Source organism: Arcobacter caeni, from assembly GCF_003063245.1.
GTDB lineage: Bacteria > Campylobacterota > Campylobacteria > Campylobacterales > Arcobacteraceae > Aliarcobacter > Aliarcobacter caeni.
Window position 1 is genome coordinate 97,761 of record NZ_MUXE01000006.1, and the last position, 25,351, is coordinate 123,111.

General features: G+C 26.0%; 26 protein-coding genes and 1 pseudogene. 14 read left to right on the top strand and 13 right to left on the bottom strand.

What is annotated here, in order from left to right; all coding sequences use genetic code 11:
* Positions 1–33: 33 nt before the first annotated feature.
* The 3 genes from ilvA to B0174_RS05830 all read right to left on the bottom strand — a co-directional run bounded on the left by ilvA (position 34) and on the right by B0174_RS05830 (position 3,994).
* Positions 34–1,239: a threonine ammonia-lyase gene (ilvA, locus tag B0174_RS05820; RefSeq protein WP_108558752.1), complete on the bottom strand. Its 1,206-nt coding sequence runs from the start codon at positions 1,237–1,239 to the stop codon at positions 34–36.
* Positions 1,240–1,322: 83 nt separating this feature from the next.
* Positions 1,323–3,596, bottom strand: a complete 2,274-nt coding sequence (gene metE, locus B0174_RS05825; protein ID WP_108558722.1) for a 5-methyltetrahydropteroyltriglutamate--homocysteine S-methyltransferase — start codon at positions 3,594–3,596, stop codon at positions 1,323–1,325.
* 50 nt (positions 3,597–3,646) lie between these two features.
* Entirely contained in the window at positions 3,647–3,994 is a 348-nt protein-coding gene (locus tag B0174_RS05830) for a hypothetical protein (protein ID WP_108558723.1), read from the bottom strand.
* A 108-nt stretch (positions 3,995–4,102) separates the two neighbouring features.
* On the opposite strand from B0174_RS05830, the gene trmD reads away from it, so the two are divergent.
* The 6 genes from trmD (at position 4,103) to B0174_RS05860 (ending at position 8,082) form a co-directional block, all read left to right on the top strand.
* Positions 4,103–4,780 (top strand): tRNA (guanosine(37)-N1)-methyltransferase TrmD, encoded by a 678-nt coding sequence (gene trmD / locus B0174_RS05835; RefSeq protein WP_108558724.1) that lies wholly within the window; start codon positions 4,103–4,105, stop codon positions 4,778–4,780.
* Positions 4,777–5,133, top strand: coding sequence for a 50S ribosomal protein L19 (gene rplS, locus B0174_RS05840; RefSeq protein WP_108558725.1), 357 nt, complete (start codon positions 4,777–4,779; stop codon positions 5,131–5,133). The genes trmD and rplS overlap by 4 nt, the downstream gene beginning before the upstream one ends.
* Before the next feature lie 23 nt (positions 5,134–5,156).
* A complete protein-coding gene (locus B0174_RS05845; RefSeq protein WP_108558726.1) occupies positions 5,157–5,687 on the top strand; it encodes a nucleoside phosphorylase-I family protein in 531 nt (176 codons plus the stop codon).
* Positions 5,688–5,696: 9 nt separating this feature from the next.
* On the top strand, positions 5,697–6,305 hold the full coding sequence (locus B0174_RS05850) for a DedA family protein (protein ID WP_108558727.1): 609 nt from the start codon (positions 5,697–5,699) through the stop codon (positions 6,303–6,305).
* Position 6,306: 1 nt separating this feature from the next.
* Complete coding sequence (locus B0174_RS05855; RefSeq protein ID WP_108558728.1) at positions 6,307–6,849, top strand: hypothetical protein; 543 nt, start codon at positions 6,307–6,309, stop codon at positions 6,847–6,849.
* Between the two features lie 72 nt (positions 6,850–6,921).
* Positions 6,922–8,082: an OprD family outer membrane porin gene (locus tag B0174_RS05860; protein WP_108558729.1), complete on the top strand. Its 1,161-nt coding sequence runs from the start codon at positions 6,922–6,924 to the stop codon at positions 8,080–8,082.
* A 25-nt stretch (positions 8,083–8,107) separates the two neighbouring features.
* Here the strand turns inward: B0174_RS05860 and B0174_RS05865 are convergent, their stop codons facing one another.
* Positions 8,108–9,211 (bottom strand): aminotransferase-like domain-containing protein, encoded by a 1,104-nt coding sequence (locus tag B0174_RS05865; protein WP_108558730.1) that lies wholly within the window; start codon positions 9,209–9,211, stop codon positions 8,108–8,110.
* A 122-nt stretch (positions 9,212–9,333) separates the two neighbouring features.
* On the opposite strand from B0174_RS05865, the gene B0174_RS05870 reads away from it, so the two are divergent.
* Genes B0174_RS05870 through B0174_RS05880 form a run of 3 tightly spaced genes read left to right on the top strand, consistent with a single transcriptional unit; the run spans position 9,334 to position 11,412 of the window.
* Positions 9,334–10,206 carry an AraC family transcriptional regulator gene (locus tag B0174_RS05870; RefSeq protein WP_108558731.1) on the top strand — a complete coding sequence of 291 codons (873 nt, stop codon included), beginning with the start codon at positions 9,334–9,336 and terminating at the stop codon, positions 10,204–10,206.
* Between the two features lie 9 nt (positions 10,207–10,215).
* The gene (locus B0174_RS05875; protein WP_108558732.1) at positions 10,216–10,989 is read left to right on the top strand and encodes an NUDIX hydrolase; all 774 of its coding nucleotides are present in this window, start codon (positions 10,216–10,218) and stop codon (positions 10,987–10,989) included.
* A gap of 39 nt (positions 10,990–11,028) precedes the next feature.
* On the top strand, positions 11,029–11,412 hold the full coding sequence (locus B0174_RS05880; protein WP_108558733.1) for a RidA family protein: 384 nt from the start codon (positions 11,029–11,031) through the stop codon (positions 11,410–11,412).
* Positions 11,413–11,428: 16 nt separating this feature from the next.
* Here the strand turns inward: B0174_RS05880 and B0174_RS05885 are convergent, their stop codons facing one another.
* Positions 11,429–11,863, bottom strand: coding sequence for a hypothetical protein (locus B0174_RS05885; RefSeq protein WP_108558734.1), 435 nt, complete (start codon positions 11,861–11,863; stop codon positions 11,429–11,431).
* Positions 11,864–11,977: 114 nt separating this feature from the next.
* Here B0174_RS05885 and B0174_RS12440 point away from each other — a divergent pair.
* A pseudogene (locus B0174_RS12440) lies at positions 11,978–12,061 on the top strand (type II toxin-antitoxin system CcdA family antitoxin); the annotation flags it as partial.
* Between the two features lie 300 nt (positions 12,062–12,361).
* On the opposite strand, the gene B0174_RS05895 reads toward B0174_RS12440, so the two are convergent.
* From B0174_RS05895 to B0174_RS05925, 7 genes are read right to left on the bottom strand one after another with little or no spacing between them, the layout of a single operon-like run.
* Positions 12,362–12,829, bottom strand: coding sequence for a hypothetical protein (locus B0174_RS05895; protein WP_108558735.1), 468 nt, complete (start codon positions 12,827–12,829; stop codon positions 12,362–12,364).
* Positions 12,830–12,841: 12 nt separating this feature from the next.
* Positions 12,842–14,953 carry a helix-hairpin-helix domain-containing protein gene (locus tag B0174_RS05900; protein ID WP_108558736.1) on the bottom strand — a complete coding sequence of 704 codons (2,112 nt, stop codon included), beginning with the start codon at positions 14,951–14,953 and terminating at the stop codon, positions 12,842–12,844.
* Positions 14,946–15,680 (bottom strand): phytanoyl-CoA dioxygenase family protein, encoded by a 735-nt coding sequence (locus B0174_RS05905; protein WP_108558737.1) that lies wholly within the window; start codon positions 15,678–15,680, stop codon positions 14,946–14,948. The genes B0174_RS05900 and B0174_RS05905 overlap by 8 nt, the downstream gene beginning before the upstream one ends.
* Before the next feature lie 53 nt (positions 15,681–15,733).
* Positions 15,734–16,444, bottom strand: a complete 711-nt coding sequence (locus B0174_RS05910; protein ID WP_108558738.1) for a 2OG-Fe(II) oxygenase — start codon at positions 16,442–16,444, stop codon at positions 15,734–15,736.
* 26 nt (positions 16,445–16,470) lie between these two features.
* Positions 16,471–16,875 carry an ester cyclase gene (locus B0174_RS05915; RefSeq protein WP_108558739.1) on the bottom strand — a complete coding sequence of 135 codons (405 nt, stop codon included), beginning with the start codon at positions 16,873–16,875 and terminating at the stop codon, positions 16,471–16,473.
* A complete protein-coding gene (locus tag B0174_RS05920; RefSeq protein ID WP_108558740.1) occupies positions 16,859–17,089 on the bottom strand; it encodes a hypothetical protein in 231 nt (76 codons plus the stop codon). The genes B0174_RS05915 and B0174_RS05920 overlap by 17 nt, the downstream gene beginning before the upstream one ends.
* 44 nt (positions 17,090–17,133) lie before the next feature.
* The gene (locus B0174_RS05925) at positions 17,134–18,231 is read right to left on the bottom strand and encodes a peptidase M42 (protein ID WP_108558741.1); all 1,098 of its coding nucleotides are present in this window, start codon (positions 18,229–18,231) and stop codon (positions 17,134–17,136) included.
* Positions 18,232–18,595: 364 nt separating this feature from the next.
* On the opposite strand from B0174_RS05925, the gene B0174_RS05930 reads away from it, so the two are divergent.
* On the top strand, positions 18,596–20,182 hold the full coding sequence (locus B0174_RS05930; protein ID WP_108558742.1) for a nitrite/sulfite reductase: 1,587 nt from the start codon (positions 18,596–18,598) through the stop codon (positions 20,180–20,182).
* On the opposite strand, the gene B0174_RS05935 is transcribed toward B0174_RS05930, so the two are convergent.
* Positions 20,179–22,446, bottom strand: coding sequence for an ABC transporter substrate-binding protein (locus tag B0174_RS05935; protein WP_108558743.1), 2,268 nt, complete (start codon positions 22,444–22,446; stop codon positions 20,179–20,181). The two genes, B0174_RS05930 and B0174_RS05935, sit on opposite strands and share 4 nt — an antisense overlap.
* A 208-nt stretch (positions 22,447–22,654) precedes the next feature.
* On the opposite strand from B0174_RS05935, the gene B0174_RS05940 reads away from it, so the two are divergent.
* The 3 genes from B0174_RS05940 to B0174_RS05950 are packed head-to-tail and all read left to right on the top strand — an operon-like array spanning position 22,655 to position 25,056.
* Entirely contained in the window at positions 22,655–23,224 is a 570-nt protein-coding gene (locus tag B0174_RS05940) for an anthranilate synthase component II (protein ID WP_108558744.1), read from the top strand.
* Between the two features lie 3 nt (positions 23,225–23,227).
* Positions 23,228–24,427: a glycosyltransferase family 39 protein gene (locus B0174_RS05945; RefSeq protein WP_108558745.1), complete on the top strand. Its 1,200-nt coding sequence runs from the start codon at positions 23,228–23,230 to the stop codon at positions 24,425–24,427.
* A complete protein-coding gene (locus tag B0174_RS05950) occupies positions 24,424–25,056 on the top strand; it encodes a type II secretion system protein (protein ID WP_108558746.1) in 633 nt (210 codons plus the stop codon). The genes B0174_RS05945 and B0174_RS05950 overlap by 4 nt, the downstream gene beginning before the upstream one ends.
* Positions 25,057–25,351: the final 295 nt, after the last annotated feature.

Here is a 25,351-nt window from a genome sequence, read left to right on the forward strand (position 1 = left end):
TTTCTAAAATCTTTCTAAAGATAATAAATTAAGTTAAATTTGCTTGAATCTAAACCCGCTTTGTTTCAAATTTTCCCTTATTAGTTCTTGATGCTCTTCACCTTTTGTTTCTAAGGCAATTGTAACATGTGCCTCTCCAAACTCCAGTTTTACAGACTTTCTATCATAATCTATTTGAACTATGTTTGCGCTACTTTTTGTGAATACTTCTGTTAAATGCATCAAAGTTCCTGGTTTATCCATAAGTGTTACGATTAGATTCATTTTTCTATTTGATTTTACCAAACCTTTTTCAATGATTAAAGATAACATAGTTACATCAATATTTCCGCCACTTACAATGGCACAAACTTTTGAATTTTTAACATCAATTTTTTTATGCATAAGTGCAGCAGTTGCAACTGCACCTGCTCCTTCAACTACAAGTTTATGTTTTTCTAATAAAAATAAAATGGCATTAGCCGTTTCATTATCTGTAACTTCAACAATTTCATCAACATATTCTAAAATAATATCAAGAAGTTTTGGTGTTACATCACGAACTGCAATTCCATCTGCAATTGTTCGAACGGTTACAGAATCAATAGGCATTCTAGCTTCAAATGAATCTTTCATTCCTCTAGCACCACTTGCAACAACACCTATGATTTTAATATTTGGATTAATGGCTTTAGCAGCAATTGCAATTCCAGAGATTAATCCACCACCACCAATTGGAACAATAATTTGCTCTAAATCTTTTAGCTCTTCTAAAATTTCTAAAGATATTGTTCCTTGACCAGCGATTACTTCATCATCTGCAAATGGATGAATGAATTCTTTATTATTTTCTTTGGCAAATTTTGTAGCGGCTTCATATGCTTCATCAAAATTTTCACCAATTAAAACAACATTTGCACCATAAGATTTAACACCTGAAACTTTTGTAAGAGGTGTTGCTTCTGGCATAAATATTGTAGCTTCACAAGAGAAGTATTGTGCCGCATATGCTAAACCTTGAGCATGATTTCCTGCACTTGCAGCTACTACACCTGCATCTTTTTGTTCTTTTGTTAAGGTAGCTACTTTATTAAATGCACCTCTTAATTTAAAACTTCCTGTTAATTGTAAGTTCTCTTTTTTTAAGAAAATTTCTGCATTTAATTCTTTGCTTAAAATTGGTGCTTTTGCAATTGGAGTATTTACAGCTATATTTTCAAGATTTTTTCTTGCTTCTTTAATATTGTTAAGTGTTATCATGATTTCTTTTCTTAATTTTTTTGAGATACTATCTAAAAAAAGTTTTAGGCTAATTAAAACTTTTTTTAAATAGAGCAAAAGCTCTATTTAATTTCTTCATTTTTAATGATATTTACGGCTTTTACCATATTTATTAAACTTTCTTTAACTTCTGGCCATTTTCTTGTTTTTAATCCACAATCTGGATTTATCCATAATTGTTCTTTTGGTAGAACTTCAAGTAATGATTTTATTTGTAAAACCATTTCTTCTACACTTGGAACTCTTGGACTATGAATATCGTAAATTCCAGGTCCAATTTCTTGCTTATAAGCTACATCTTTAAAAATTCTTAAAAGTCTATTTCCACTTCTTGCTGTTTCTATTGAAATAACATCCGCATCCATAGCTTCGATTGTTTTAATAATATCATTAAATTCACTATAACACATGTGAGTATGAATTTGAGTATCAATTAAAGCACTACTAACACTTAATTTAAAATTATCAACTGCCCATTGAGCATAGCTTTTCATATTTTCAATTCTTAAAGGATAACCTTCTTTAAATGCAGCTTCATCAACTTGAATCATTTTAATTCCTGCATTTTGTAAATCATTTACTTCTTTACAAATAGCAAATGCAATTTGACGCGTAACTTCACTTCTTGGAATATCATCTCTAACAAAAGACCAATTTAAAATAGTAACTGGACCTGTTAACATTCCTTTCATTACTTTTTTAGTTTTACTTTGAGCGTATTTAATCCACTCAACAGTCATTGGATTTTCTCTATTTACATCTCCATAAATAACAGGTGGTTTTACACATCTACTTCCATACGATTGAACCCAAGCATTTTGAGTAAATGCAAATCCATCTAACATTTCACCAAAATATTCAACCATGTCATTTCTTTCAGGTTCTCCATGAACTAGTACATCAAGTCCAATTTCATCTTGAAAAGCAACACAATCATCTATATATTTTTTAATCTCTTGTTCATAAACTTCCTTTGAGATTAAATTTGCTTTATAATTTTTTCTATTTTCTCTAATTTCAGGAGTTTGAGGAAATGATCCAATAGTTGTCGTTGTTAAGAAATCATAATTAAAAAACTCTCTTTGCACTTTTATTCTATCTTTGAATTTATCAGCTCTTTCAAAAGTTTTTAGATTTTTTATTTCATCTTGAATTTTAATATTATGAATTTTTGAAGATATTTTTCTTTGATTATTTTCTTCAACATTTTTTCTAATAACTGCAATTTCATCTAAATTTAATTTAAAATCAAAAAATTGTTTACTCACAAGTGAAAGTTCTTGAAGTTTTTCATTAGCAAATGAAAGCCATGATTTTATCTCTTTATCTAAATTGTCTTCATATTTTAAAGTAAAAGGAACATGTAATAAAGAACAAGAAGTTGCAACAATAATATTTTCTTTATTAATGATTTTTGAAATTTTATTTAAAAGTTCAACTTTATCTTGGAAATTACTTTTCCAAATATTTCTTCCATCAATTACACCTGCAATTAAAACCTTATTTGAATTTTTAATAAGTTCTAAACTTTCAAGATTTTTATTTCCATGAATAAAATCCAATCCAAGCGCCCAAATAGGAGTATTAACTAAAACTCTTGTAGCTTCATTTGAGTGTTCAAAATATGTTGTAACTGCTATTTTAATATTTGATGCAACTTTAGTTAAAGCATCATAAACAGGTTTGATTAAAGATAAAACTTTTGTATCTAAATCTTTTACAAATAAAGGCTCATCAAATTGAACAATAACTTCATCATCAAGTTCTGAGATTTCTAATAATAGATTTTTATAAACTTCAACTATATTATTTATATGTAAAAAAATATCGCTATTATCAACACTTTTTGATAACCCTAAATATGTAATTGCACCTATCAGGTTTATTTTTGTTTTAATTCCTAACTCACGAGCTTCTTTATACTCTTCAATAACTTTTTTACTATTTAGTTTAAAAGATGTCTCTTTTGAGATTTCAGGAACGATATAATGGTAGTTTGTATTAAACCATTTCGTCATTTCCATTGCAACACAAGTTTCATTTCCTCTTGCCATTGCAAAATATAATTCTTCATCTTTTAAGTTTTCAAATCTTTTTGGAATTGCTCCTAATAAAATAGAAGTATCTAACATATTGTCATAATATGAAAAATCATTTGAAGAGATAAACTCTATTTTTGCTTCTTTTTGATAATTCCAATGTCTTTTTTTAAGCTGTTCAGCTACATATTTTACTTCATTAAAATCTGTTTGTTTTGCCCAATATTTTTCTAGAACTTTTTTAAGCTCTCTTTTTTCTCCAATTCTTGGAAATCCTATTACATAATTTTTTGACATAATTAATCCTATTAATATTTTTTTGTTTTGATTTTTGTTTGTGAGATTAATTAAAAAATTGGAGGATGAACGCCAGTTCTTCTAAATGCGAAGAATGTGTCATAATAAGGACATCTAGGAATGAATTTAAAAAGTGCCACAACTAATGCTGTTTTTCTTTTAAAAAGACAATCACAATGACAAGGTTTTTTATTTTGTAAAAAACAAGAGATTAAAGTTTCATCTAAACTAATAGAGGATTCCTCTTCTTCTTTTTTATCTTCTGAAGATAATGATAATTTTGTAGTTAAATGATTTTTGTATGATGTAATAACACTATGTAATTTTGGAGCAACAGCAAATGCTTGAATTGAACAAAGTGTAAAATATTTTTTTCCAAAACCATTTAATAATTTCAAGTAAACCCTCATGTAATTTATATAAGCACGAAGTGTAAATAATTAATGCTTAATTGTAAATAAAACTAAATATGGTATCATTCCACAAAAAAAAAGGTAGATTTTCTTTTGAAATTTACATTTGTAACACTTTTCCCGAATTTAATTGAACCATATTTTCATGATTCTATTTTAAAAAGAGCAATTGATTCGAACTTTATATCTTATGAGTTTTACAATCCTAGAGATTTTACAACTAATAAACATAAAAAGGTTGATGACCAAATGGTTGGCGGCGGAGCTGGAATGCTTCTTACTTGCCAACCATTATTTGATTGTTTAAATGAAATAAAAAGTAAAGATTCAAATGCTTATATAATTTTTCCATTAGCTGCTGCAAAACCATTTAGACAAAATGATGCAAAACGCTTGGCAAAGAAAGAAAATATAGTATTTGTAAGTGGTAGATATGAGGGGATTGATGAAAGAGTTATAGAAAAATATGCAAATGAGGTATTTTCTATAGGAGAATTTGTATTAACAGGTGGAGAATTACCATCTTTAGTAATGGCTGATGCAATTGCTAGAAATGTTAAGAGCGTACTTGGGAATGCTGATTCTTTGGATGTTGAAAGCTATGAAAACAATCTTTTAGAAGCTCCATCTTTTACAAAACCTGAAATTTTCCAAAAATTAAGTGTTGTTAAAGAATTCTTAAAGGGAAACCATAGTAAAATTTCCGACTTAAAAATCCAGATGTCCAAATGTAAGACAAAATATTATAGACCTAATAAGGAAAAAAGATGAAAAATAGATATATTGCTAGTTTTGAAGCAGCTCAAATTGCGACAAAAGTTATCCCTCAATTTAGAGCAGGAGATACTGTAAAACTTGGTGTTGAAATTAAAGAAGGTGAAAAAGTTAGAATTCAGCTTTTTGAAGGAATTGTAATTGCAAGAAGTGGTAATGGTGTAGATTCAACTTTTACAGTTAGAAAAATTGGTGCAAACTCAATTGGTGTTGAAAGAATTTTCCCATTATATTCTGATTCATTAAAATCAATTGATGTATTAAGAAGAGGAAGAGTTAGACGAGCTAAACTTCATTTCTTAAGAGAATTAAAAGGTAAAGCTGCAAGAATTAAAGAATTAAAAAGATAATAAACAACAAGGCTTAAGCCTTTTTGTTTGATTTTATGTCAAAAATCTTAATTCACACAACCTCAATAATCGAAGCAAATCCGATTATTGATTTTTTTAATTTGAAAGAATTAGAAAACTCTATCGAAAATAAAATATATTTCAATGATGATATCCTACTTATAATTTCTGGAGTAAGTAAAGATTTAATAGTTAAGTCTTTGGATTATATTTTTAAAAACTACTCAATTTCAAAAGCATTTGACTTAAGTATTGCATCTTGTAGTGATGGAAGTATTGCTTTAGGAACACTTTTTTGTACTAATAGATTTATTGGCGGATTGAATTTTGCTAATATTACTACTATTGAAAAACCACTTGAAACCGATGAAAATTTAGAAACTTTACTTGTTGATAAACAAGCTTTATTTTTTTCTCAAATATGTAAGAAAAATATAAAAGATTTTTATATTCTAAAAATTGTTTCTGATTATTTTGATGAGGTTGAACCAACAAATGATAAAATCTTTGAACTAATCAATAACTCAATTTCTAAATGGAAAAAATTAATATAAAGGCAAAAATTGCTTACAAGCATAATTGATTTTATAGTACAAACTGTTAGTAGTTTGGGCTATCTTGGTATTTTTATTATGATGTTTTTAGAAAGTTCTTTTTTCCCTTTTCCCTCAGAAGTTGTTATGATTCCTGCTGGATATTTGGCTTATAAGGGTGAAATGAATATCTATTTAGTTGTTTTATTTGGTCTTTTAGGCTCACTTAGTGGGGCATTATTTAACTACTATTTTGCTATAAAACTTGGAAGAGTTTTTTTAATGAAATATGGAAAATATATTTTAATTAGTGAAGAAATTATTTTAAAAATGGAAGAGTTCTTTCAGAAACATGGACATATCTCAACTTTTTCTGGAAGATTAATTCCTGTTGTTAGACAATATATTTCTTTACCTGCTGGACTTGCTAGAATGAATATTTTAATATTTTCTTTTTATACAAGTTTAGGTGCTGGAATTTGGGTGATTATTCTTACTCTTTTAGGATATTTTTTAGGTGATAATGAGGGATTAATAAAAGAATATTTACATTATATAATTATAATTATTCTAATATTATTGGCTATCTTAGCTTTTTGGTATTATAAAAAAACAGCAAAACAAAAGTTAAATAAATAAAATGTATAAACGAATAATAAATTTATTTCTAATTCTTTTAGTATTTATTTATTTAATATTTGAAGAGCTAATTTGGGAAAAGTTTGCTAAACCTATAATAAATTTAATTTCTAGTTTACATATCTTTACAAAATATATTCCAAAAATACAAGCTTTAAATTCTTATTTTATTTTGATATTTTTTCTTACAATTTTTGTGATTGTTGAATTAATTGGTGTTTATGCAGGAGTTTTATTTGTTTCTGGACATATTTTTAGTGCTATATTTATTTATATATTAAAAATACCAGTTGCCGCTTTTATTTTTTGGTTTTTTAATATAGTAAAACCTAAATTACTTGAATTTAAATGGTTTGAATTTATTTATAATCATTTACTCTCAATAATTTATAGAATCAACCACTATTCAATTTATATTATGATTAAAGATAAATCATTTAATATAACAAAATCACTAAAAGAAAACTTCTTTTCAGCAAAAAGAGGATTAAAATATAAAATAGTTCATATCTATAAACTATTAAAATTAAAAATAAAAAAATAGAATTTTATAATTACCCACCATTAGCACATTTTCGAATGTTAATCTTTTATTTATAATTACAAAGGGAGAAATATGAAAAATATTATTAAGTTAAGTTTAGGTGTATCAATTATTCTTGTAACAACTCAAGGTTTAGGTGCAGATACTCTTATAAAGGCATTTGAAGAGGGTAAAGTAAGTGGAGAGATTAAATCTTTATATTTCCAAAAAGAGGTTTCTGATAAAAAAGTTAGTGTTTGGACTAATGGAGGTAACTTATCATATAAAACAGGTAATTTTTATGGATTTAATGCTGGTGTTACGGTTCAAGCTTCAACTGTAACGGCAAGTGATTTAGATAATGCCCCAACTGCCTATAATCAAGATCAAAATGTTTCAGGTGCTGTTTTATCACAAGCTTATTTACAATATTCAAGAGATAATACAACTGCGAAAGTTGGTAGACAATACATTTCTTCTCCATTACTAGAAGGTTCAGGTTCAAGAATGTTTAAAGAATCATTTGAGGGTGTTGTTTTAACAAATACAGATATATCTAATACAACAATTCTTGCAGCTTATGTTGATAAAGAACAATATAGAACAAATATAGCTTCAGGGGGAACAGATGTTAAAGATGTTTCTGATTTTGAACAAATTCAAAATGGTGCATATACATTATATGTAAATAATAAATCAATTGAAAATTTAAATGTTGATGCTCAATATCTTCAAATAAATAGTGATACTACTTTAGATGACACAAAAGCACTATATACAGCAGTTTCATATGGTATAAAACCAATTACAGTAGCACTTCAATCATATCAAACAGATAATGGGAAAGATGAAAATTCTAGAGGAAAAGAGTATGGAATTAATGTTACTTCTAAATTAGATAAATTATCTTTAGGTGCAGCATATACATTGATTGAGGATAGTGGTGATATTGTTCCTGGAATCGGGAATGGTGCGGATTATAGTTATACTGCTTCATGGATTTATGGTGGAATTTATGATGCTGATACTGATGCATATAGATTATCTGCTGGATATGAAATAATTGATGATTTAACATTTGAACTAATATATTCTGCTTGGAAAACAGGAAAAGAACAAAGAGCTTCTGAAACAGATTATGTAACAACTTATGAGTTTAACAAAAACCTATCTACAACTTTTGCTTTAGCAACTTATGATAAGTTAGCTGAAGAAAGTTATAGATCAAGACTTTATGTTTCTTATAAATTTTAATTAAAAAAGGCTTATTAAGCCTTTTTTACAAACAACTTTTTATAAGTTTTATACCTTTTTCTATTTGTTCAAAACTAGAGTGAGTGTAATTAAATCTAATTTCTCCATTTGGTATTTTGTCAATATAAAACTGATTTCCAGGAACATAAACAACTTTTTTCTCTATACATTTTTGAACTAATGCAAAAGAGTCAACTCCTTCTAGATTTCCATATAAAAACATTCCACCTTTGGGTTTTTGATATTTAAACTCTGGTAAATATTTATCTAATTGCTCACAAAAAAAGTTTGCTTTTTTCTCATAATCATCTCTAATATCTTGAAGATGATTTTCATATTTTACTTCATCTTCTAAATATTCATTTAAAATATATTGTGAAATTCCACATGAATGTAAATCAATACTCTCTTTTATAATTAATAAAGATTTTATCAAATCTTCATCAGCTCGAATCCAACCAATTCTAAGACTTGGAACCAAAGTTTTAGAGAAACTTCCTAAATGAAAAGATTTTTTAGGAATTTTTGAACTAATACTAATGTTTTTTTTATCAAAATACAACTCACTATATGGGCTATCTTCAATTAAAATTCCATCTTCTTCTTCAACTATTTTTGCTATTTCTTCTCTTTTTTTATCACTATAAGTTGTCGCACTTGGATTTTGAAAATCTGGGATAATATAAGCTAATTTTGTATTTTTAAAACTTTTTTTAAAACCTTCAATATTAATTCCGTCATCTTCTAGTTTTATTCCATGCATTTTTAAATGATTTAATCTAAAAATATTCATAGCTCCCAAATAAGATGGTTCTTCAATTGTAATATCTTTTGATTCATAAAATTTTGCAAGAATATACATAGCTTGTTGGCTTCCAGTTGTAATTAAAATATTATTTTTATTTGTAGGAAATCCTTCTTTTGTATATCTTGCAGCTATTTTTTCTCTTAATTCAGTAATTCCATTACTCAGTCCATATTGAAATGCTTTTGGATTATCAAATATTTTCATTGTTGCAGTTTTTAAATCTTCTCTTGGAAATAGTTTTTCACTTGGAAGTCCACCTGCAAATGAGATTGTATTTTCATCTATTGATTCAAGAATCTCTCTAATAAATGATCTTTTCATAATTTTACCTTTGTTTTATTTATATAAGAATACTCAAAATTTTATTTTTATTCTTTACTATAAATGCTTTTATTATTAGCTATTCTTGCTAATTCTTTTCACTAAAAATGCTATAATTTTTTATGAAAAAAAATACTTATGAAAAAAGAGCCAAAATTGCAAATGATGTGATGAATTATATCTATAAATATATTGATACAAATATTAATATTGATGAATTAAGTATGGAATTAAATGTAAGTAAGTTTCATCTTCATAGGATTTTCAAAGATGAATTTGGAAAAAATATTTATGAAAGTATAAAATCAATAAGACTTCAAAAAGCTTCAAATTTATTAATAACAAATAAATATTCTACAATCACAGATATATCTAAAATGACGGGATATAGTTCTCAAACATCATTTTTACGAGCATTTAAACAAAGATTTAATATGACTCCAAAAGATTGGAAAAATGGTGGTTATAAAGAATATTCTAATAAAATTGTGGAAGAAATCACAAATCAAAATGAGAATATAAACTTGTTTGATATAACTCCAACTATTGTAAAAATGCCAGAGATAAAAGGTTATTATATACGACATCAAGGTTATGATAAAAGTATTAAAAAAACATGGCAGAAACTTCAAACTTGGATTTATACAAATGATATAAAAGAGTATAAACAGCTCGCTCTTCATCATGATAATCCAATTATTACGCCACTTAAAGAGTGTGGGTATATTGCAATTGTAAGATTAGAAAATGATGATTTAAAAGATGTTACGCTTCCTAGTTTGATTATTCCAAAAGGAATTTATGCAAAATTTCCATTAAGTGGAAAATATGGAGATGTAATAAAACTTATTCAATGGGTTTATCACTATTGGTTAATTGATAGTGGTTATGAAACAACAACAAATCCATCTTATACAATTTATCATAAAAACCATTTTTTGAGCGATGATGAAGAGTTTGTATTGGATTATTATTTACCAATTAAATATGTGTAAGGAAAAAAAATGAGTAATACAAGTTTAGAAAAAATAGGATGTTTTAATACTATTCTTGACCCATATAATGGAATAACAATTGAATCAAAAGATTTACCAAAAACCAAAGAAGAGTTTGAAAATAATCTTGATTTTTTAATTGAAAATGTAAAAAATAGAAGATTCTTAATTTGGATTTATATAGACATAAAAAAATCAGATTTTATTCCAATAACTACAAAAAAAGGATTTGTTTTTCACTCTTGTGATGAAAATTATATTTTGCTTGTTAAAAGATTAAAAGAAAACGCAGTAATTCCAACAGCTTCAAATCATACTTTGGGAGTTGGAGCGGTTGTAATAAATGATAAAAATGAACTTTTAGTAATAAAAGAGAGAGTTTCAACAGCTGGATACAAACTTCCAGGTGGACATATTGATGATGCTGAAATGATTACAACAGCTCTTGAGAGAGAAGTTTTAGAAGAAACAGGGATTATTGTGCAGTTTGAATCTATCATCTCTTTAGGGCATTTTTATCCACATCAATTTCATAAATCAAATCTATATATTTTATGTACGGCAATTCCTAAAAGTTTTGAAATAAATATACAAGATTGCCATGAAATAATTGATGCAAAATGGATTGATGTAAATGAGTATTTAAATGATGAAGAAGTTTTGGATTATTCAAAAGCAATAGTAATAGCTGCAATTAAATCAAAGGGATTTGCAAGAACAAATCAAGAAACACTTTGTCATATTAAAAAAGATTTTGAACTGTTTTTCCCAATAGAAAGTTAGAAGTTTGTATAATACTTTTTAAAAAAATAAAGGAACTAAATGAAAAAGATAATTTCAACACCAAAAGCACCAAGTGCAATCGGACCATATAATCAAGCAACAGCTTTTGATAAATTGATATTCACATCTGGACAAATCGCTCTAGATCCACAAACTATGGAAATAGTAATAGGTGGAGTTCAAGAACAAACTAAACAAGTAATGGAAAATCTAAAAGCAGTTTTAGAAGAAGCAGGAAGCTCTTTTGAAAATGTATTAAAAACTACTTGTTATTTATCAGATATGGATAACTTTGTCGCTTTTAATGAAGTTTATGGGCAATATTTCAAAGCAGAAACAGCACCTGCAAGATCAACAGTAGCAGTTAAAACATTACCTAAAAATGTTTTAGTTGAAGTTGATACAATTGCTTTTAAAAACTAGAGTTTAACTCTAGCTTTTAAACTGTAAACATAAATTTTGCAATAATTACTATTAAAATACCAATAAATAAAACGAATTTATGAAAATGTTTCATAATAGGATGAGGTGTTTTTTTAAGAACCTTATTTGCTAAAGAATAAACAACACCAGACGCAATTGTAAGTGCTAAAAGTGCTTTCAAAATCAAAAGTAACTGCAAGTTTGAATTAAAAACTCCTAATTCAGAATTTATATATTTTGCAAACATATAACCACCACTTAATAAAAGAATTAAAAGACTAAGCGGAAAAATCATTCTAGCTCTTCTTGAAATTGCAGCCGTTACTTTTTGATATTCATCTTCATTTAAAACTTTTTTCATAGCAGGAAGTACGAATAAATCTGCAAATACAAAACCTATAAAAATTATTGCACACAATAAATGTATGATTTGAACTAATGTATATTCCATAATAAAATCCTTTTTATTTGTTGATAAGTATAATCAATATAGTAACAAAAAATATTGACTGGAATCAATTAAGATTGAAGAGTTAATTAAACAATATGAAATAAAAATTGGGAAAAAGAAATTAAAAAAGCTATAGATTCTTATAATCAAAGAATTAAAAAATCTGATCTTTTTTCTGATGGGTTGAGACAGTTTTAAAGATTTCTGATTGAGGATGCTTTTTTCTTTTCTTTTTAGTAAAGAAAAGAAACAAAAGAAAAGCGTTCGTAGGGATTCAAAATAGCTAAAAAATTTATAGAATTCTAAAATTTGAAAACTCGACTTCGTACCTCAGTCTTCAAACAGTTCAAATTTCTTTACGAATTTATATAAATTTTTTTTTACGCTATTTTGAAAATACTCACATTTTTTTATTTATTAGATAACAAGCACTATTAAATCCTATTGTAATTTCTTCATCTGTTAATACATATTTAGGAATAAAATTAAATCCATTATCTAATAGTTTATCAATTGGACAAATAAAAATTCCTTTCCCTTCTCCCATTGTTGAAAGTATTTTATTTTTAAGTATAATGGGAGAAAGGTTTGAATACGCAGTTCTACATATTGAAATATCACATAGATAATTTCCAAAATAATCCAACAATGACCATCCCATTCTAAATTTGTTTTTTTAAATAGTGCCTTGAAATCATCACTTTCATTGTGAAAAACTTTTTTATTATCAATATATAAAGAACCAGCAATAGCATGAATAGGATAATTAGTATTATCTCTAATTAATGAAGTTAATAGCGAAGACAAAGGTACACATGCTCCTGGAATATTTGGAAAAATACTTAGTGCTTCTTTTGCTGCTTCTATTAATGTATCAATCTCATTTTCTTTTGGTTTGAAATTAGCATAATTTTCAGATTCTTTTTCATTATATGATAATGATATAAGATTTAATATTTTTTCCATCTAAATTCCTTTTTATCTCAAACTCACCCCGACCCTCTGTTTCTCTAAATCCACGCTAAGAATTTTCAAATTTTTAAGTTGTTGATTTATACTTAAAACATCCATTGGATGAGAGATTCTTTTTTCGCTTATTTGTGAAATATGAAGTAGGGCATCATTTTTTAAACCTATATCCACAAATGCACCAAAATCTGTGATGTTTCTTACAACTCCACTTACTATGAAACCTTCTTTTAGGTCTTCTATTGTTTTTATATCTTTTGAAAATTCTACTTCATTAAATTCACTTCTTACATCAAATCCTGGTTTTAAAAGTTCAATGATAATATCTTTTAAAAGTAAAATAGGGCAGTTTAACTCTTTTGATATTTGTTGAATATCAGTATCTTTTATCTCTTCTATTTTATATTTTTTTTGTAATTCTTCAACTACATCATAATTTTCAGGATGAATTGCAGTATTATCTAAAATAGATTTTCCATCTTTTATTCGTAAAAATCCAACTGATTGTTCATAGGCTTTTGCTCCCAGACCTTTTACTTTTAGAAGTTCTGATTTTGTTTTGAAATTTTTGATTTTTTCTTTGTGTTCTATTATATTAAGAGCAAGTTTTTCCGAAATTCCTGAGATAAATGAAAGAAGTTTATATGAAGCTGAGTTTATATCAACTCCTACTTTATTTACCAAATCCACGGTTACATTTTCTAGTTTTGTATTTAAATCTTTTTGATTTACATCGTGTTGATATTGTCCAATTCCTAGTGATTTTGGGTCTATTTTTACTAAAGCTGCCATTGGGTCACGAAGTCGCTGTGCTATTGAAATTGCTCCTCTTATTGTCACATCAAGAGTTGGATATTCTTGAATAGCTATTTTTGAAGCTGAATAAACACTTGCTCCTATTTCACTCACAACTGCGTATTTTACATCCAAGTTATATTCATTTATAAGTTTTGAAATAAAAGCTGCTGTTTCTTGAGAAGCTGTTCCATTTCCTATTGCGATTGAGTTTATTTTGTATTTTTTGATTAACTCTAAAACCACTTTTGAAGAGTTTACAAAATCCTCTTTTGGTTTGGTAGGATAAATCACATTTGAAGCTAAATAGTTTCCATTTTCATCAATGACTGCAAGTTTACAACCACTTACAAATCCTGGATCCATTCCTAAAATCACTTGATTTACAAGAGGTGGAGTAAGAAGTAATTCTTTTAGATTTTTCCCAAAAAGATTGATTGCTTCACTCGAAGTTTTTTCTTTTAGTTCACTTAATGCTTCTCTTTTTAAACTAGGAAGAAGTAATCTTTTTAGTCCATCTTTATAAGCCTCAAATACTAACTCTTTTGAACTATTTGCACTTGATGGGATTTTATATTTTTTAATATTTTCTAAAATATAATTCTCATCAACTTCTATTTTTACTGTTAATTCTTTTTCATTAACTGCTCGATTTATGGCTAAAAATCTATGTGATTTGATATATTTTATTTTTTCACTTATATTAGCAACACTTGTATAAACGCCATTTTCAGTAAATGTTTTTGTTTTTTTAGTCTCTATTATTCCATAGTTTAAAACTATATTTCTAATAACTTCTTTTGTTCTAAAATCATCTGCATATCTTTGGGCGATTATGTCACTTGCGCCATTTATGGCATCTTCAATATTTGTGATTTCTTTATTTAAAAACTGTTTTGCTTTTTGATTTATTTCATCAAGTGAATATTTCATTGATTGAATAATATTTGCTAAAGGTTCAAGACCATTTTCTATTGCATTAGATGTTCTTGAAGATTTTTTATCTTTAAATGGAGCGTAAATATCTTCTACCATTTGTAAAGTTGTTGCACTATTTATATGATTTAAAAGTTTATCATCCAAAAAATTCCGCTCTTTTAAGATGTTGATAATCTCTTCTTTTTTATTAAGAAGTTTTAATGAATAATTGTAAATATCTTCAAAATCACGAAGTTGTTCATCTGTGGCATTTGAAGTTAAATCTTTTCTATATCTAGCAATAAAGGGAATTGTGCATCCATCTTCTAAAAGTTTTAGTATGTTTTGTATAATATTTTTAGAAAAATTAGTTTTTTCTTCTAAAAGTTGTAATAAATTATTAGTCAAGAATCACCTCTTTAAAATCACTTCTTGTATTTTTTGTTGGTTTATTTGAAGCAGCTCTTACTGTATAAACAAAAGAGATTTTTGCTTCATTTGAAATATTTTTATTTGCATGATGTAGTGTTTTACAGTGAAATAAAACAACATCACCTTTTTTTAGATTCGTATGAACTTTTGTTTCTATTAGTTTTTTATTCTCTTCGTTTTCATCTAAAAAATTATCAACTTCATCAAATCTATCTTTTGAAAATTCTATTTTATGAGATTTTGGGATAAACTCTAAAAGTCCATTTTCCAAAAACTCATCACCCAAACTTAACCAAACAGAAACTAAATTATTATTCTTAAAATCCCAATATCTTCTATCTTGATGCCAAAAAGTTCTTGTACTTTCATGTGGAAGTTTTGTCATAATTGAGTTATGATGAGCTAAAGTCAAAACTGGTGTATCATTTAAGATTTGTTTTAAAATGGGTCTTATTTCTTCATTTCTCATCCAATCTTGAAAGACTGTTTCTCTATCGTAAACTTGTCTTAATCTTCGAACAGTTACTTTTTCAAGATCTTTTTGAATATATTCTTGTTCAGTTTCAATAGGAGCTATTTTATTTTCAAGATGACTTTTAGCTTTTTCTAAAATCTTTTCACAAAGTTTTGTATCTGCAAAGTTTTTAAGAACTAAAAATCCATTTTCATGGAACTCTTTTAGTTGATTTTCATCTAATTTCATGGCGTCTCTTATTTTTTATAATTTGACGCAATTATAGTTAAATAAGCTTTTTTTTAATTGATAATTGCGTTATGCCATTGAACTAAACTTATTCTTCTTCCTTTTATTACTTTTAAAACTTCATGGGTGAAATATGGATTACTTAAAAATACTAACATCATTCCAGCTTTTGGTTTTAGTTTTATTTCATTTCCATCTTTGTCACATAAAAAATTAAACAAAAGCTCACCACCTAAAAAAGTGTTATCACTTGGATTTTCATTATTTGAAGTTGTAAATAAAACAGTTGAGATTTTTCTTTGTTTCGCAACAGCTGTGAATCCTATTAGTTCTTTATTTTTGTATAACATACTTGAATCATCACTGTGCATGGCATAAAAAGAGTCTTTCAAATATTCTAAAACTTGAACTTTTGTTGAAGTTGTAATTGCTAGTTTAAAATAATCTTCAATTTTTGCTTGATATTCTAAAAATCTATTTGTATAAATTTCTAAATATTTTTCACTTAATTTATAGATATTAGTTTTTCTAATTTCTTCATTTGTTTGAGATTTAATCAGTAAATCTTTTATTTTTACCTGAGCTTGTTCATAATCATCATCTTCTTTAACTTTTTTATTAATATCATCACACTCGTGGCTACTTAAAAAATCTTCAATAATTAAATAAGGATAGTCGTAATAAGGATTAGGTAATAATTTTGTTTTTATATCTAATGAAATTAAAAAATCAGCGCAATATATATTATTGCTAATTTGTGTCATTTATAGCCTTTCATAAACAAAAATGTTTATGAAAGCTGCTTAGTAAGTTTAATTAAATCACCAAGCACCCAAATATCTATAATTTTGCCATCTTTAAATTTAAAAAATGATGCCCCACTATAGACAATTTTATTGTTACTTGCTTCATAATCAAATAATTTTCCAGTATGTCTACCATTATATAATGCTCTAACAGCGATATTATCATCTTCACAAACCATAGTTAAAATACTATGAAATAAATTCGGAATTCCTGTTAAAATGGTGTCCATATACTCTTTGAATTTTTCTTTTCCTACAACTGAAATATCTAAAGAACCATGAAAAGTTATATTGTCATCAAATAAGATGTCAATATAATCTTTGTTTTGTTTGTTCCATAATTCATTATAATATAATTTTACTAACTCTTTATTAGTCAATTTCTTCATTATTTCCCTTATTACTTGAACCATAATCATCATCAAAATCAAGATTATCATATTCATCATAATCTACTGTAAATATTTTTTGATAACCCAATTTTTGAAGTTCTTTATCAATATTTTCTTCTGTAAATCTATTTTTTACTCTATCCATGATTAATTCAATGTGTTCTTCTTTCACATCGTTTGCTCTTAATTCATAAATAATCGCTAAATCCATAATTTTAATTCCTCTAATTAATATATATTTATTTTGATTCTAAACTACTTTATATTAGGCTTTTTATCAATATATAAACTGCTTAATATATGTAAAATTGATTTAACAGCTTTTATTGAAGCTGTTTCTTCGACTGTATGATAACCTGTTGTTGGTATTTGTAAAGTTGCTCCTTGGATAGTTCCTTTTGATTCCATTACTATCCTACCAAGTTCTGTACTTCCAAGAGTAAGCAAAGGTAGATTTTTTTCTTTTCTCACTTTATTTTTTTCTTGAATAAAAGTATCTTTACATGAAAAATTAATTCGATTCTTATGACAAAAGTTTTTTAATTGTTTTAAAATTGGAGATTTAAATCTAGCATTTGCATCCCTATTTCTTAAAACTACTTGTTGAACATCTGCTTCAACTCTTGTATCATAAGGACTTGTATCTAAAACTAACAATTCATTTGTCGTTACTTTATTTTTTCTAAACCACTCATAAACATATCTCCAAGATTTTCCAGCTTCTTCTTGTGCTGTAAAAAATGCAGTTCCTTGAAATCCATTTTGATATAAATAAATAATCATTGCTGCACTAATAACATTGTCAAGTTGAGCTGAAATTAAATCATCTTCAATATTTAGTTTATCACTAAATGCAATAGGAGTTCCTGGTTGTAAGTGAGATAAACCATCAATATTAAAAACAAGGTTATTAATCTCTTCACACATAAAAGCATCAGAAATTTTACCAATTCCTAAATAACTTCCACTCCAAGGTTCATAAGCTTGTACTTGTTGATTTATATATCTTTTTGCAATTAATTGATAAGTTTGTTCAGATAAAGAATTTCCCCTTAAATCAGAACGGTTTTTTGCGAGAAAGGCAGCAAATTGAAATTCATTTGGACCTGTACAAATAACACCATGTCTATCAATATGCGCACTTAACATACCTTTTGTAGGATTTTTACCTTGTGCTACTAATAGTCCATCGTAATATTGTGTTTTTATACCAATTTCTTCTAATTCTCTTTTTAAATATAATAAAAATGAGTGTTCAGCACCTGTTACAGATGGAACTCGTATTAGTTGTTTTAAAAGGTCCAAAAAATGTACAAAGTTTATATTTGGTTCATTTGAAGATGAATCATTCAATTTATTCTCCCGAAAATTTTAGATAGAATAAGAGTGTAGGAAGTAAAATTAAATACTTGTGATTTAATTCTTATTCTATATTGTAATTATAAACCAAAAAAAAAGAAATATCCTGAAAAAAATCTTAAAAATGATTTTGTCTCTCAAAAAACCTAAAAATAGGGATTGTATAAGAAAAAATAAATTCTTTTAAGATTAAATATTATTAAGTAATATAAATAAAATTTAGAAAAATAACCTTTTTAAAACTATAGTATTTTAATCAAGATTAATTTAATTTATTTTTTATAAAAATAGGATATAATTTTAAAAATAAAGAGATTTAAAGATAATATTTATATCTTTAAATAATAGGAGAAAAAAGATGGCAAAAGAGTTATCAGCAGTAGAACAACTAAAAGCATCAAGAAACCCTTTAAGAGTAATTGATGATATTTATAAAGAAGCAAATGAGGGAATTCCACTATCTAGTGAATATATTGGATTATTAAAATGGTATGGAATGTATCCTCATGTAAATAGTGATGGATTAGAAGATAAAAAATATTTTATGAAAAGAATAAAACTTGTTGATACAAGTATGAATTTAGAGCAATTAGAAGTTATGGCAAAAATTGGTAGTGATTATGCTCAGGGTTTAGTTGACTTTACAAATAGACAAAATGTTCAATTTCACTTTATTCAAATAAAAGATATGCCAGAAATTTTTAGATTATTACAAAGTGTTGGATTAACTTCTAAAATGGCATCAGGTGATGGACCAAGACCAATTATGACTTGTCCCGTTGGTGGGATAGATAAAAATGAAATCTTTGATGCAAGAGAACTTGTAAAAAATGTAGATTCATATTTTGCAAATAATGATGATAGATTCTGTAATTTTCCAAGAAAATACAAAATCGGTGTTAGTGGATGTGCTTGTCATTGTGCTTCACATGAAATTCAAGATGTTGCATTTACTGCATTTAAAACAAAAGATGGTGAAGTTTTATTTGATTTAACTATTGGTGGTGGATTATCGAAATCAAAACAAATAGCAACAAGAGCAAATAGATATGTAAAACCTGAACAAGTTCAAGATGTTGCAGTTGCATGTGCTGAGATTTTTAGAGACAATGGAAATAGAGAAAATAGAAATAAAGCAAGAGTTAGACATTTATTAAATGACTGGGGAATTGAAAAATTTGTTGCTGAAATTGAAAAAGTAATTGGTTATTCTTTACAAGAGGGATTAGTTGAGCCAAAAATTACTTCATCAGAAAACAGAAACCATTTTGGAATAAATAAAGCAAAACAAGAAGGTGAGTCTTATGTTGGATTTGCTACAAATTCAGGAAGAGTTGCCGGTGAGGATTTCCAAGCTATGTATGATATTTGTAAAAAATATAATGCAGGTGGAATTACAATCACAGCTACTCAAAACTTTGTAGTTTATGGTGTAAAAGATGAGGTAGCTTTAAATTTAGCAGAAGAATTTGCAAATTTAGGATACCCATATAAACCAACTCCATTTAGAGCAAGATTACAATCTTGTACAGGAAAAGAGTTCTGTAAATTTGGTATAACTGAAACTAAAGAGTTCGCTAAAAAATTCTTAGTTGAACTTGAAAATAAATTCCCAGATTTTAAAGAAAATGTAACAATGGCAATTTCAGGATGTGGAAATGCTTGTTCTCATCCGCAAATTTCTGATATTGGATTTGTTGGTGCTATGATTAGAGTTGATGGACAAAGAGTTGAGGGATACGAAGTTTTATTAGGTGGAAATTTAGAAGGAACATCAAAAAGTAGAATTGCTAGAAAAATTGGTGTGAAAGTACCAGCAACTGGTCTTGTTTCTTATGTTGAACAATTAATAAATGATTATAAAGCTGATTCTTTGGGTCAAAAAAGTTTCAAAGAATATTTAGCAGTATTACAACCAGAGGGTGCGGTAGTAGAAGAGGATTAATTCTTTCTGCTTTCTTTGAGTTTAGTTTTTTCAAGATACATAGATTCATCTGCTCTTTTTAGCAATGAATCTAAAGTATCATCTTCTTCACAAGTTGCAATTCCAAAACTACAAGTTACAGTTATTGATTTACTAAATTCTATTTGACTTAATTGTTTTTCTAAATGAGAAATAATATTTTTACTTTGAGATAAATTTGTTTGTGGTAAAACAATCAAAAATTCATCTCCTCCCCATCTTCCAAGAGAATCAGTATTTCTTATGTTTTTTCCTATAATGTCAGAAATCCTTAGTAAAACTTCATCACCTAAATGATGTCCTAACGAGTCATTTATTATTTTGAAACTATTAATATCAAAGAATATAATTGATAAATTTCCTTTGTATCTTTTATTTCTTATTAATTCTGTTTCACAAAGTTCTTCAATTCTTCTTCTATTAAAAATATTTGTTAAACTATCTTTATTCGCTAATTCAGATAATTGTAGTTCTATTTCTTTTCTTTTTGTAATCTCTTTTTGTAATTTAAAATTAAAATATATAAAAATAGCTAACAATAAAATAAATGGAATTAGAATTTTTCCTATAAATAAGAAATCAATATTTTTTGGATAAAAAATAAATTGATAATTATTTAAAATAGTATTTTTTTCTTCTTGTGAAAATCTATTTATTGCACTATTTAGAATATTTAGAAAAGGACTATTCTTTTGTGCAACTTCTAAATAGATATTTATTTTATGATTTAATAAAGTATTTATTTTTATACCATTTAGATTATCTTTATCAATTTTATGAGAAACAGTGTATAAATTATCAATTAAAGCAAATATTTTATTTTGCTCTAACTGTAAAATAGCATCATTTATATTCTGTATTTCTACAAAATCTATATTTGGATACTCTTTTTGCAAAGTTGAAATAATCTCTAAATTTTTCACTACACCTATTTTTATTTTTTCTAAAGCAAATAAATCAGCAATAAAATTTTTATCATTTTTTGTTACAAGAACAATAGGAATTTGAGCAATAGGTTCACTTAATAAATAATCAGGTTTATTTTTCTTTTCAAAACCATATACAAATTTTGTTTTAATAGAATCAGAGAAAATACTAAACATTGTATCATTCATAGTTTCTTCAATATTGAGTGGTTTTGATAGTTTTTGTGAAATTAAATTCCAAAAATCAATTTCTATTCCACTTAGTTTATTTGTTAATTTAAAAACAAAAGGAATATTATTATCTTCTACTAAAAGTGTAAAATGATTATTTTCTAAGTATTTTAATTCATTCTCATTTAGTAAAATATTCATTTTATTTAAAATTATTGAGTTTGTATCAAAATTAGTATTTTGTTTATTTAGTCCTAAAAAATTATAAAATCTTTTAATTTCATCTATTGTTTTAGGATTAATCTCTCCTAGTTTTCCTTTTTCAATTTTTGATAATTTTTTTAGGATATTTCCTTCATATATTAAAGAATCTAAACTTTTATTTTGCGTATTATATTTTTCATGGATTAATTTTGCAGTTTCTTCAATATTATTAAAAGCATATTCCCAACCTTTTAAAGAAGCTTTGTTAAAGTTCTGAACACGAGAAGGATTATTTAATAACTCTTTTTGTGAGGTATAAAGAATACCTTCATAAAAATCAAAACTATAATCATCAGGATTTAATATATTATATTCAATATTTTTTTTATCAAGAATATATGCTTCATTTGATAAAAAACAAGCCATTGCATCTGTTTTCTTATTTATTAAATCATTTATATTAAATGAATGATTTTGGATAATAATTTCATCTAATTTAATACCTTGAGAAATAATCATTGAATTAATTGATGCAGAAGTTACAGCATCGTTGGTAATCATAACTCTTTTATTTTTCAAATCTCTAGGATTTTTGATATTTGATTCTTTTAAACTAATAAGAACTAAGGGAGAAGATTGGTAAATACTTGATAATAAAACTAAATCATTACCATTAAATTTATCTACAATTAAAGAAGATTTTCCAACACCATATGAGGCATCTTGTGTCATTATATCTTTTAGATTATCTGAATTATCATTAATTTCTTTAATATCAACATCTAATGCAAGCTCATTGTAATAACCTTTTTCTTTAGCAACATAATAACCAGCAAACTGGAATTGATGTACCCAGTCTAAATAAAGAGTAACTTTATTATTTGTTTGAGCGCTTAGATTTATAACAATTAGTAGAAATAAGATAATTAATTTTTTTATTAGCATCTAAGATTCTACAATATTAATTATAAAAATAATATTTAAAATTAGTAAATTGAAATATTTAAAATTTCATTATAGATAATATTGATATTTTAGCCTAGAATTTTTCAAATTTCAAAGAATGATTATCATATTATCGAAGATACTTTTTAAGATAAACAAATTTTATTAGTGTTATAATAGACAATCAAAAAAAAAGGAAATAATATATATGGTTTTAATGATTGATAACTATGATTCTTTCACATATAATATAGTTCAATATTGCCTAGAATTAGGTGCAGATTTAAAAATAATAAGAAATGATGAATTAACAATAGAAGAGATTGAGGCGTTAAATCCAGAAAAAATAATTATATCTCCAGGTCCAGCAACACCAAATGATGCGGGTGTTTGCTTGGAAGTAATAAAATATTTTGCAGGAAAAAAACCAATCTTTGGAATTTGTTTAGGGCATCAAGCAATTGGACAAGTTTTTGGAGCGAATGTTGTAAAAGCAAAAAATATGATGCATGGAAAAACTTCTTTAATAAAAGTTGTAAAAGATACAAAAATTTTTGAAGATTTACCTAAAGAATTTACACAAACAAGATACCATTCATTAATTGTAGAAAAAGAAAATCTTCCTGAAGATATTATTGTTACTTCATATAGTGAAGATGATGATGAAATAATGTCTTTAGAAATAAAAGATAAACAAATATATGGAGTGCAGTTTCACCCTGAATCAATTATGAGTGAACATGGATATAAAATCATAAATAATTTCTTAAAATTATAAAAAATGATAACAAACAACAAATATAAATACTATTTTTATTCATCATTATTAGTTCTAACATTTATATTGTTGTTTAAAGCTACTTATACTCTTAGTATTTCATATAAAGAAGCTTTAAATGTGTTTGTAAATAATTCAGTATTATCTTTAATCACTAATATTTCAATTTATATTTTAGGGCAAAATGATTTAGCATTACGATTGCCTTTTATCTTATTCTATACTTTTAGCATAATTATTATGTACAAAATTACAGAAAATTATTTTAGATATGAAAAAGATAGATATATTTCTATTATTGTATTTATGCTTCTTCCTGGAGTTTTAAGTGCTTCTTTACTTGTTAATAGCGCAATTGTCGTAACTTTTTTTACCTTATTATATTTGTATTATTATCACAAATATAATAAACATTCATATTTGTTGTTATTGCTTTTTTTATTTATAGATAACTCTTTTGCTATTTTATACCTAGCTTTATTTTTTTATTCTTTAAAAAATAAAGATACAAAACTTTTATATATCTCTTTATTTTTATTTACACTTTCAATGTATATATATGGATTTTCAACAGGTGGCAAACCAAGAGGATTTTTAGTAGATACTTTTGGTATTTATGCAACAATATTTTCGCCATTTCTTTTTTTGTATTTTATATATACAATGTACCGAAGTTGGATAAAAAATGACACAACTTTAATATGGTATATTTCAATTACTGCATTACTTTTGTCTATGCTATTTTCTTTTAGACAAAGAATTTATATTGAAGACTTTGCACCTTTTGTTGTAATTTCTTTACCTTATATGTTAAAAACTTTTTTTCATGCATATCGTGTTAGATTAAAAGAGTTTAGAACTAAATACAATATTCTGGCATTTCTTGTAATTTTGATGTTATCAATAAATGTAATTTTAACTTTTGTAAATAAACCTTTATATTTAATTCTTCCAAATCCTAATAAACACTTTGTATATCAATATCACTTTATTAAAGAGTTAGTTGAAGAACTTCATAAAAGAAATATACATTCAGTAGTTACAGATGATTATGAATTAGCTTTAAGATTGAAATTTTATCATATTGAAAGAGGAGAAGATTATTTCTTGACTTTAAAAAATTATGATTATCCAAGTGAAAGAATAAGCATAAAATACTATGGAAAAGAAGTTTTTGTAGCTTATTTAATAAAAATAAAATGAAAAAATCATTTTCTTTATTGGAAATCATAGTTACTATTTCATTAATTGCCTTTTTATATACAGTTTTTTTACCAAAAAATAAAATAAACTATTTGGATGAATTAGTAAATAGAATTGAATTATACATTTCATTAACAAGACAAAAAGCATTAATTGATGACAAATATGATTTAGTAGATAAACTTTGGCATAAAAAAAGATGGACAATAAAATTTTTTAGATGTAGAGAAAGTGAAGGTGGAATTTATTATTCAATATATAGTGATAAAAACAACTCTGGTCATCCAAGTATTGAAGATACGCTAAAAGATCCATTAAATGGTAAAAATGTTTATTCATCAAATACATGCAAAGAAAATAACTTACATAGTAAATATGTATTACTAACTAAAGAATTTGGAATAACAGATGTTCAAATGTCTTGTAATTCTACAACATCACTGGGACAATTGTCTTTTGGTAGCGACGGAAAAATTTATTCAAGATTAAGTGAAAAAGTAAATGAAGAAAATGAATATGAAATAACAGCACCATGCAGTATTAAATTTATTGTAAAAGATGGAAAAAATAAAGAAATTATACTATTTCCAAAGACTGGATATTCAAATATTAGTAAATCCGTCCAATAAAGGTGAGTAAAACCCAATATAAACAAAGTAAAAAATAGAATTAAGGTCTAAAAAGTATTAAATTTTAAAATTTAAGCGTTAAGCTATTGACAAAGGGAAGGAAACCTATTATAATTCCCGTCCAAATTGACTGAAGCGCATCAAACGAAAGAATGATAGAAGCGTTGTAATTGAAGCTGGATGATCTTTAAAAATAATTATAAACAATTTATAAAGTAATCTTTATAAACCGAATATAGAATTCTTGTAGAATAATCTGTTGTTTATTACAGATGTAAAATAAGAATAAATGTTA

Excerpts from the sequence above, each read along its gene's own strand:
- ilvA (WP_108558752.1), bottom strand. The coding sequence starts at position 1,239 with ATGATAACACTTAACAATATTAAAGAAGCAAGAAAAAATCTTGAAAAT.
- metE (WP_108558722.1), bottom strand. The coding sequence starts at position 3,596 with ATGTCAAAAAATTATGTAATAGGATTTCCAAGAATTGGAGAAAAAAGA.
- rplS (WP_108558725.1), top strand. The coding sequence starts at position 4,777 with ATGAAAAATAGATATATTGCTAGTTTTGAAGCAGCTCAAATTGCGACA.
- B0174_RS05855 (WP_108558728.1), top strand. The coding sequence starts at position 6,307 with ATGTATAAACGAATAATAAATTTATTTCTAATTCTTTTAGTATTTATT.
- B0174_RS05860 (WP_108558729.1), top strand. The coding sequence starts at position 6,922 with ATGAAAAATATTATTAAGTTAAGTTTAGGTGTATCAATTATTCTTGTA.
- B0174_RS05865 (WP_108558730.1), bottom strand. The coding sequence starts at position 9,211 with ATGAAAAGATCATTTATTAGAGAGATTCTTGAATCAATAGATGAAAAT.
- B0174_RS05870 (WP_108558731.1), top strand. The coding sequence starts at position 9,334 with ATGAAAAAAAATACTTATGAAAAAAGAGCCAAAATTGCAAATGATGTG.
- B0174_RS05875 (WP_108558732.1), top strand. The coding sequence starts at position 10,216 with ATGAGTAATACAAGTTTAGAAAAAATAGGATGTTTTAATACTATTCTT.
- B0174_RS05880 (WP_108558733.1), top strand. The coding sequence starts at position 11,029 with ATGAAAAAGATAATTTCAACACCAAAAGCACCAAGTGCAATCGGACCA.
- B0174_RS05885 (WP_108558734.1), bottom strand. The coding sequence starts at position 11,863 with ATGGAATATACATTAGTTCAAATCATACATTTATTGTGTGCAATAATT.
- B0174_RS05895 (WP_108558735.1), bottom strand. The coding sequence starts at position 12,829 with ATGGAAAAAATATTAAATCTTATATCATTATCATATAATGAAAAAGAA.
- B0174_RS05905 (WP_108558737.1), bottom strand. The coding sequence starts at position 15,680 with ATGAAATTAGATGAAAATCAACTAAAAGAGTTCCATGAAAATGGATTT.
- B0174_RS05910 (WP_108558738.1), bottom strand. The coding sequence starts at position 16,444 with ATGACACAAATTAGCAATAATATATATTGCGCTGATTTTTTAATTTCA.
- B0174_RS05915 (WP_108558739.1), bottom strand. The coding sequence starts at position 16,875 with ATGAAGAAATTGACTAATAAAGAGTTAGTAAAATTATATTATAATGAA.
- B0174_RS05920 (WP_108558740.1), bottom strand. The coding sequence starts at position 17,089 with ATGGATTTAGCGATTATTTATGAATTAAGAGCAAACGATGTGAAAGAA.
- B0174_RS05930 (WP_108558742.1), top strand. The coding sequence starts at position 18,596 with ATGGCAAAAGAGTTATCAGCAGTAGAACAACTAAAAGCATCAAGAAAC.
- B0174_RS05935 (WP_108558743.1), bottom strand. The coding sequence starts at position 22,446 with ATGCTAATAAAAAAATTAATTATCTTATTTCTACTAATTGTTATAAAT.
- B0174_RS05940 (WP_108558744.1), top strand. The coding sequence starts at position 22,655 with ATGGTTTTAATGATTGATAACTATGATTCTTTCACATATAATATAGTT.
- B0174_RS05945 (WP_108558745.1), top strand. The coding sequence starts at position 23,228 with ATGATAACAAACAACAAATATAAATACTATTTTTATTCATCATTATTA.
- B0174_RS05950 (WP_108558746.1), top strand. The coding sequence starts at position 24,424 with ATGAAAAAATCATTTTCTTTATTGGAAATCATAGTTACTATTTCATTA.